Genomic DNA, 4,924 nt, shown 5'->3' with positions numbered 1-4,924 from the left:
TGGGAATCTTATTTGGAGAAAAATAAATGAAACATAACTTCTTAAACTCTGAAAAAAATATTGATAATTTTATATGAATAAGGAGGCATAATTGTTTTTTTTTGAAAAAAAAACTGATTCTAACAAGCATTATAAATTATCTTTTATAATGCTTGTTATTCTATATTTTGTATATTTTTTATCAGATACTAATTCATTAACTTTCAGTCGTATATCATCAATAGTAGATAGTGCATCTCCTCTTCTTTTAGCAAGTGCTGGCGTAACTGTAGTTGCACTAATTGGTGGATTTGATCTTTCTGTTGTTGGCACTATATCATTAACTAATGTTATAATATCAACACATTATTTGGAAGGAGGGGTAGGAGCATTTCTTAGTATAGCATTTTCTATTTTAATTGGTGGAATAATCGGTTTAATAAATGGAACTATTATTACATTAAGTAAAATTCAATCTGTAGCAATATCTTTATCTATTATGATTATAGTTAATGGATTGTCTTTATTAATCTTAGATGCTCCAGGAGGTGAAGTATCTGAATGGATTGGCGATCATTTTACAGGATTATCTTTTGGAATAATACCAAATGCACTGATTATTCCATTATTTGTTTTGTGCTTATGGGGAATAATAAAAAAAACAGATTTAGGAACTTCTCTTTATGCTGTAGGTTCCGATAGTAAAAATTCATATCTATCAGGTATAAAAACCAAAAAAATAGAAATATTTACTTATACATTAGCTGGTTGCTTTTATGGTTTATCAGGTTTTATGCTTAGTGCTCAAACAGAAACAGGCGATCCGTCCTCAGGTATGCCTTTTCTCTTGTTGTCATTTGCAGCTTTGGCTTTGGGAGGAACTAGCTTAAGTGGTGGACGAGGAGGATTATTAGGTAGCTATCTAGGCGCTTTTTCTTTGATAATGGCACAAAAAATTCTTTTCTCTATAGGCCTTGCATCTTTCTATATTGGTTTATTTCAGGGAATTTTATTGTTAATTGGTGTTTATTATTCCGTTTTTATTGACTCTAAATTTGAAAGCAAAAAAAATGGATAAAATATCATATCTAACAAACTCAAAAGACAATCGTGGAATTTATAAAAATAATAAAGAAAAATTTTCATATTTTGTCTTATTGATATTATCATTATTTATAATGATAATATCTAAAGTTTTAACACCATCTATAAATATTTATGATCTAATTATAAATATTATAACATTAGGTTCATTTTTACTTATTATTTCATATGGTCAAAGTCTTGTAGTTCTCCTTGGTGGTCTTGATCTGTCTGTACCATCAACAGTAATGATTGGTGGAATATTAAGTTCTACATTTTCTTCAGAAAATACCATAACTGAAATTATTATATTAATTTTTATTTGTTTTTCTGGATTTTTAATCGGACTTATAAATGGATTTGGTGTTTCTTTTTTGAAAATACCACCTTTCATTATGACAATGGGATGTAATATAATTTTCGCTTCGATTGCTCTAGGTAGTACTGGAGGTAGTACTCTTGGTGGAGCACCATACTTATTAAATTATATTATTAGAGGCAATCCATTATTATTACCTAATATAGTATATTTAATAATAATATTTTCTTTAATTGCTTACTTTGTTCAAAATAAAACTTTGTACGGAAGATATTTGTATTTATCTGGATCAAATATAAAATCAGCAATAATTTCTGGAATTCCAACGCATAGAGTAACCATAATAACATATGCAATTAGTGCTCTTGTTTGTTCTTTTTGTGGATGTATTCTTACAGGATACGCTAATGGAGCTACATTAAGTATGGGAGAGTTATACTTAATACCAAGTATTTCTGCTGTGGTTATAGGAGGATTTGCAATATCTGGGGGGGTTGGTTCATTTTTAGGTCTATCTACAGGCGTTTTGTTTCTTACTACTTTAGACTCAGTTATTTCGGCTACAAGTTTGAGTCAGGGATGGAGAATGATTGTTTCAGGTATGATTATATTATTTGCTGTCATACTAAAGAAATAACATATCTTAATACAAACAATATCAACAAATGAGGAATATAATGTTTACTTTCAAAATGAAAAAAATTGCTAACACTATATGTGCAAGCGCTATAGTAGCATCATATTTAGCTATGCCAATGAAGTCATATGCTGATTCAAATAAAAAATTTAAAATATACCTAAGTCTTAGTTATAGCGGTAATAACTGGATGAGTGAAACAGCTAATATTATTAAAGCTCTGGCGAAAACGCCTCCTTACGATAAAATGATTGATCTTAAAGAGGTTATTTCAGGTACTGATCCTCAGGCACAAATTTCTGCTTATGAAAGTATGATAGATGCTGGTGCAGATGCAGTAATTAGTTTTCCTATTTCGCCTACAGCTCTTAACAGAACAATTCGTAAAGGATGTAAAGCAGGCGTAAAGTTTTTTATGTATGATTCCACTGTTACAGAACCATGCGCATATAATGTAAGTTATATTTCTTCCGGGTTTGGTGAAAATACGGCGCAGGAATTAGTAAATCTTCTTGGCGGTAAAGGTAAAATATTTATGGTAAGAGGTGTTCCAGGCACTTCTGTTGATAAAAGACATACTGATGGTGCTAAAAATATTTTTTCAAAATACCCTGGTATTGAAATTGTTTCTGAATATTATGGTATGTGGGATGATAGAATTTCTCAGCAAGAAACGGCTAAAGCTCTTGCTGCACACCCAGACGTAGATGGCATATGGGCGGAATTAGGTGAAGCAGGTACGCTCAATGCTGTAAAAAATCATAATGATAAAATGATACCCATTACTGGTGAGAATATGAACGGGTTTCGTCTTGCTTTTCTAAATCATGATTATATCAAAAATGGTTTAAAAGGAGTGTCTTCAGGTTCCCCTCCTGCAACTGCTGGTTATGCTTTCAAATTAATGATGGAAATTTTAACGGGAAAAAGACAGCAAAGTCCAGTAAGCGTTGAATACCCTTTACCCTGGGCAACTGTAGATAATATCAAGCTTTGCCAGGGAGGTAATATTAATTCTCAGTGTAATGTATTCCCTCAAAATATGGTACCTCAGGGTTTTTCAGACGAAATTTATAATGAAACACTGCTTCCTGAAATTGACCTACGAGCAGCTTTAACTGGACAACCTAAAGATGGAGCCGTCATCACTGCTCTGCCTCAAGAATTGAAAATCGCTCCGAAAGAACCAGGTATAAATTGTGAAAAATGCTCTGCTCCAAATGATCATTATAAAGTCACAATGGTTTCACCATTTGTAAAATAAAAGGAGTATTATTTTATGTCTTATGAAGGATTTGATATATCTATTAAAGATATTTCTAAAAAATATGGGTCAACTATCGCTTTAGAAAATGTAAATTTTAATATTAAACGTGGAGAAGTACATGCTCTTTTGGGCGAAAATGGCGCTGGAAAGTCAACTATAGTAAATATTTTAAGCGGATCCGTGCAACCTGATAATGGAGAAATTACTTTATATGGAAAAAAATATTATGCAAAAGGTGTCGTTAATGCACGTTTAAATGGAATTTCTACGGCCTTTCAGGAGTTTAGTCTCCTTCCTGACTTAACCGTTTATGAAAATCTTATGTTGCCAAAATTACATAGAAATTTAATAGGGATGCATTCATCTCGACTAAATATTGAAAAGGCTGAGAAGCTACTTTCTGAATTCGATTTAGGTCATATTAATGTTAAAAAAACCGTCAGAGATCTTTCTCTGGCGGACAAGCAGCGTGTTGAAATTGTTCGTGCAATATCTCATGCTCCAAAATTACTTGTGCTGGATGAACCAACAACAGCCCTTCCTGATGTTGACTGGCTATATAAAATAATAGACATACTGCAAAGTAAAGGAACATCAATTTTATATATATCACATAGGCTTAATGAGATTCGAGCATTAGCACAACGTGCTACAATTATGAGAAATGGCCGGAGCGTTGCGACTATTAATATTAGTGATGCTTCGGATGACAATATTTTTGAAATGATGGTTGGTCGTTATAAAGGTAAAAATAAAAAAATAAATCAATTTAAAAGAGAAAATACTAATAATGAATGTCTTAATATTAAAAATATATCTGGAAAAATTATATCTAATATTAACTTAAAATTAAATGAGGGAGAAATTATTGGTATTGCTGCATTAGATGGTCAGGGGCAAAGCGAGTTTTTTAAAATTCTTTCAGGAAATTCTCAACCTTTAAGTGGTGATATATTTCTTGATGGTTCTAAGGTATCATTTAAAAGTCCTCGTTCCGCTTTAAATAGCAAAAGAGGAATTTCTTATGTGTCAGATGATCGAAAAAACTTTGGCATATTTAAATCAATCAAAACAATGGAAAACATTAGTGCGTCATCTCCCAAAAAAATATCGAAAAGATTTATTTTGTCAGACAATAATGAAAAAAAATACACCAATTATTTTTCTGACATCATAAATCTTTCTCACCGTTATCTTGACTTTAATATTGAAAATTTATCAGGAGGCAATCAGCAAAAAGCCCTTATAGCTAGATCTTTAATGTCTGGTGCAAAAATATTACTCTTATTTGATCCAACAAAGGGTGTCGACGTTGGAACAAAAGAGGATATTTATGAAGCAATAAGAAACTTTGCCAGAAATGGTGGTGCTGTCATTTTTTACTCTTCTGATCTTGAAGAAATAATGAGTTTAAGCGAGATATGTCTAGTTTTTTACAAAGGAAAAATATCGAAAAAATTTAAAAATGAAGAATTAAAAGAATCACATCTAGTTTCTTATATGACTGGAAATTTTATTAATTAATATTTTAGGCATATAAGAATGAAATTCATGAGGCATTTTTACCTGTCTAAAGCGCTGCCACTTGCGGCAGCTGCTGTTTTCTACCCGTCTTTTTCTTTCGCTGCCCCTCAGGAAG

4 protein-coding genes are annotated in these 4,924 nt (G+C 31.7%); all 4 read left to right on the top strand.

The features are described 5' to 3' along the window. Positions 1 to 91: 91 nt before the first annotated feature. The 4 genes from HK25_RS10285 to HK25_RS10270 are packed head-to-tail and all read left to right on the top strand — an operon-like array spanning position 92 to position 4,809. Entirely contained in the window at positions 92 to 1,057 is a 966-nt protein-coding gene (locus HK25_RS10285) for an ABC transporter permease (protein WP_086636135.1), read from the top strand. Then, on the top strand, positions 1,050 to 2,018 hold the full coding sequence (locus HK25_RS10280) for an ABC transporter permease (protein WP_086636134.1): 969 nt from the start codon (positions 1,050 to 1,052) through the stop codon (positions 2,016 to 2,018). Before HK25_RS10285 ends, HK25_RS10280 begins: the two co-directional genes overlap by 8 nt. Positions 2,019 to 2,058: 40 nt before the next feature. Beyond that, on the top strand, positions 2,059 to 3,282 hold the full coding sequence (locus HK25_RS10275) for a sugar ABC transporter substrate-binding protein (RefSeq protein WP_198945975.1): 1,224 nt from the start codon (positions 2,059 to 2,061) through the stop codon (positions 3,280 to 3,282). Positions 3,283 to 3,297: 15 nt separating this feature from the next. Further along, a complete protein-coding gene (locus tag HK25_RS10270) occupies positions 3,298 to 4,809 on the top strand; it encodes a sugar ABC transporter ATP-binding protein (RefSeq protein WP_086636133.1) in 1,512 nt (503 codons plus the stop codon). Positions 4,810 to 4,924: the final 115 nt, after the last annotated feature.

The organism is Acetobacter sp. DsW_059 (assembly GCF_002153695.1).
GTDB classification, from domain to species: domain Bacteria; phylum Pseudomonadota; class Alphaproteobacteria; order Acetobacterales; family Acetobacteraceae; genus Acetobacter; species Acetobacter thailandicus.
The sequence above is the reverse complement of the archived record's forward strand: the minus strand, read 5'-3'. Positions and strand labels throughout refer to the sequence as shown.